The organism is Luteibacter sp., from assembly GCF_051958795.1.
In the GTDB taxonomy this organism is placed as follows: Bacteria; Pseudomonadota; Gammaproteobacteria; order Xanthomonadales; family Rhodanobacteraceae; genus Luteibacter.
This window is the reverse complement of sequence record NZ_JBQCFT010000182.1, coordinates 1-3,765: the sequence shown is the minus strand read 5'-3', so window position 1 is coordinate 3,765 and position 3,765 is coordinate 1. Positions and strand designations below refer to the sequence as shown.

The following is a 3,765-nucleotide window of genomic DNA, read 5'->3' as shown; positions in this document are numbered from 1 at the left end:
CGCTCCCACAAAGGCTGATCCCCACAAGCGCCAGCCCCTTGCCCGGCCCCCGTGGGAGCGCGCTTGCGCGCGATCGGCGTTACCGCAGCCCCACCATTCACCCACCGCGCAAAATCCACCAACGACCGCAGCCCTTCCGCCTCCGCCACATCCCTGCGCACACCGATCGCCCAATGGTTGTCCGCCGGCGCCGGCTTCAGCCACGTCACATGGTTCCCCTCGTCCAGTGAAGCGGCCAGCGCGTAAGCCTTCGCGGCATCGCGAAACGCCGGGTCGCTTTCGCGGTGGAAGAAGAACGCGGCATTACCCGTGTACTCCGGATACACATCGAGATCGCCACCGAGCAACGCACGCCGGACGATCGAGGTAGGCCCGAGCTGGGTGCGGTCCACGACCGGGATCCCCTCGCGCTTCAGCACCTGCAACACCACCTGGCCGAGGAATGCGCCTTCGTTGTCGGCCTTGGAGCCGACGCGCACGGCCTCCTGGGCCGAGGCACCTAGCGATAGCAAAAGCGCGCAGAGCAGGACAACGTAGGAGCCCACCCTGTGGGCGACGCCTTTCGCCCCACCGCCACAGGCCCTGCCGGTCTTTCGCGAAAGCTGTCGCCCACAGGGTGGGCTCCTACGGGCGGTGGGTGGTTGCGATGGCGATAGGTTTCGCAAGTAGCCATCGCGTGCAAGCACGCTCCCACAGGCGGTGCGCGTCATCGCAGGAGCAGGTCCGTGAAGGTGCGTTTGAACGCCGGGTCGATCGGGGTGGCGTCGACGCTGGCGGGCAGGCCCTTGAAGCGTGCCTCGAACTCCGCGACGGCGCGGCTGAAGCGCTCGGCGCGGCCTTCGCCATCACCGGCCATCGCGTACGACAGCACGCGTGCAGCCTGCCCCGCCAGGTCCACGTCGTCGGGCAGCGCGGAGATATCGCCCCACACCTGCTTCAGGTACAGCACCGCATCGCGCGCGCGGCGCATGCGATGCAACAGGCCGCGTGGCATCGAGTGCTCGGGGGCGAAGCGGGCCACGATGTCCTGCGGCCGGCTGACAAGGCGAGACCCGAGGTCGATGCGGATGCACAGCCACGCGGGATCGAACAACCACGTACGAGGCCGCGGCTCGTCGCTATATGGCAGCGCCTCGCCATTCACTTCGACGCTCTCCGGGATGCCCGCATCAAGCAGCTCGACCACGTAGCGCCGGGTCGTCGGCCGGCCGGTGTACTCGCCGTCCATCGCGTCGATATGCACACGGTGCGCACGATCGCCGCGCCGGCTGCGCACGGTGGTCCGCGCGAAGGCGCCGCGCTGGTAACCCTGTGTCGTACCGTCGTCGTCATACAACGCGGTATGGCCTTCCTCTCCGGGAAAGACCTGCAGGATCAGCGTATCGGGCACCGTCGACAGGTTACGCATGCCCTCCGGATAAAGCGGCACCACGCTGCCCGGGCGCACGAAAATCGGGATTTCTTCCAGGTTGTACGAACGCGCGAGGATGCCGCCGCCTTCGTACGATTCCGCGCCATCACGGCTGTACCACATACCCGGCGGTAGCCAGACCGGGAACGGCACGGTGCCGTCTTCACCCACCTGCGTCGTCACCGGCGCCACGAGGATGTCGTTGCCGAACATGTATTGTGACGGGTTCGTGTACGCCTCTTCGTGCTCAGGCCAGTGGTAATACATGGGCCGCACGATCGACAGGCCCGTGTCGTATGCATCGCGCGCGGCGCCATAGATGTACGGCGCCAGCTGGTAACGCAGGCGGATCGCCGCGAACACCGCGTCGCCATACGGCGGCCCGAAATGCCACGGCTCCTTGTGCAGGCTCGCCTCCTTCGCCGAATGCGTGCGCAGCACGGGCGAAAACACACCCAGCTGCATCCAGCGCGCGTACAGCTCCGGATCGAGGTGGCGCTCCGGCCGCGGGATCGCCTTGTCGAAGGTGTGCCCGCCGATGTCGTGGCTCCAGTAGCCGTACAGCACGTTGTAATCCATGGCGGTGAAATGCGGCTGGAACGCGAGCGAGTTCCAGCTGATGACGCTGTCGCCCGAGAAGCCGATCGGGTAACGATGATTCCCGAGCCCGCCCCAGCGGTGGTAGATCAGGCCGCGCTGGTCGCTCTCGCGCTGCATCTCGGTGAAGAACACATGGTTGAGCCACCACGTGTTCGAAAGGCCGGGGAACGCCTTCGAATCCTTCCACTGCTGCCAGTCGAGCCACCAGAAATCCACGCCCTGCTTCTCGAGCGGCACCAGGATCGTATCGAACAGGGCGCGCATGTACGGCTGCGACGTGCCCTCGAACGGGATGGGTGCCTTCGTCGAGGTATCCCACGACAGCGCCTTCGCCATCGCCTCGTAGTTTTCCTCGTGCGGCATGACGCCCGAAGCCGGGTGCAGGTTCAGCGTGATGTGCAGGTTCTCGCCATGCGCCCAGCGCATGAAGGCCGCGGGATCGGGGAACAGGCTGCGGTTGAAGGTATAACCGGTCCAGCCGGATTGCTCACCGAACACATCCTTGTGCTCATGCCCCGGCCGCAGCGATAAGCCGGGCGTCGTATGCCAGTCCATGTCCAGCACCAGCACATCGAGCGGGATACGCTCCTTCTCGAACCGCGCGCCGAGCGTGCGCAGCTCCTCGTCCGAGTAGTTCCAGTAACGCGACCACCAGTAACCGAAGACGAAGCGCGGCGGGATCGGCTGCGGCCCGGCGATGGCCGCGAAATCGGCGATCGCGGCCCTGAAGTCGTGCCCGTAGCCGAAGAAGTACCAGTCCTGGCGCTCACCCTCGGCCTGCCCGGCGACCCAGCCTTCATCGTCGATGCCGAAGCTGCCCGTGTCATCGACCACGTGCCAGCCATCGCGCGCGATCAGGCCCTCTTCCAGCGGGAGCCTGGTCCCGTCCTGCCAGGTATCACCGTCGTAACGGTCGAGCGTGCGGTAGGTGCCGCCGAGGTTGTGCTTCTGCACGTCGCCCGGATGCCACGTCAGTTCCTGGCCCGGGCCCCGCACGACGACCGACAGGTTGTCCTCGGTGAACCGGCCGGAGTCCTTGGTGTAGCGCACGCGCAGCAGGCCGGTATCGATCTGCAGCGTCGTGTCGTCTTCCTCGATGTGGAAGGGCGGCACGTCCAGCGCCCGGTGCACGACGACCTGGGTACGGATATCGCGGAAGACGCCCTCGGCGCTCCACTCCAGCCGGATGAGCCGCGGGGAAAGTACGGTGAAGCGCACCGTCCCGCGCTCGATCGTGGCCTCGGGCCAGGCGGCGGCGCCGGCCTGGGGCGGGAGGTCGTTCGTGGCTGCCATGGGCTTCGCGCACCTCGTCATAACCAGAGGTGGTCGATTATGACGCGTCGCCGCATGGTGTGCCGGTGAAGGTTTGACACCGAATTGGCGATTCCTGCACTTGCGGCACGGCAAGGTCGCACTCTGACAACGTGACGGAGGGAGTACCACCATGAACGAAGATCAAGTCCGCGGCGCAGCGAACACCATCGGCGGCCGGGTCCAGCGTGCCGCAGGCGCCCTTACCGGTGACCATGACCTTGAAGGCCAGGGCGCGGTCCGTGAAGCGGCAGGCCGTGTCCAGCAGAAGGCGGGCGATGCGGTCGAGACCGTCCGCGACGTCGTCGCCCACCGCCCGCTGGGCGCGATCCTGAGCGGCTTCGGCGTCGGCATCCTGGTAGGCATGTTGCTAGCCCGCCGCGACTAAGTCGGCCTGAAAACTGTGGGAGCGCGCTTGCGCGCGATGGGGGTTACCGAAACCT

Annotated in this window: 3 protein-coding genes; 1 reads left to right on the top strand and 2 read right to left on the bottom strand. The window is 66.6% G+C overall.

Annotated features, from left to right (window positions below):
• A partial coding sequence (locus ACTHLF_RS09435) for a glycine betaine ABC transporter substrate-binding protein (RefSeq protein ID WP_440326870.1) occupies positions 1–545 on the bottom strand: 545 nt, incomplete at its 3' end.
• 161 nt (positions 546–706) lie between these two features.
• On the bottom strand, positions 707–3,304 hold the full coding sequence (locus tag ACTHLF_RS09430) for a TIM-barrel domain-containing protein (RefSeq protein WP_440326868.1): 2,598 nt from the start codon (positions 3,302–3,304) through the stop codon (positions 707–709).
• Positions 3,305–3,455: 151 nt separating this feature from the next.
• On the opposite strand from ACTHLF_RS09430, the gene ACTHLF_RS09425 reads away from it, so the two are divergent.
• Positions 3,456–3,710, top strand: a complete 255-nt coding sequence (locus ACTHLF_RS09425) for a CsbD family protein (RefSeq protein WP_440326866.1) — start codon at positions 3,456–3,458, stop codon at positions 3,708–3,710.
• Positions 3,711–3,765: the final 55 nt, after the last annotated feature.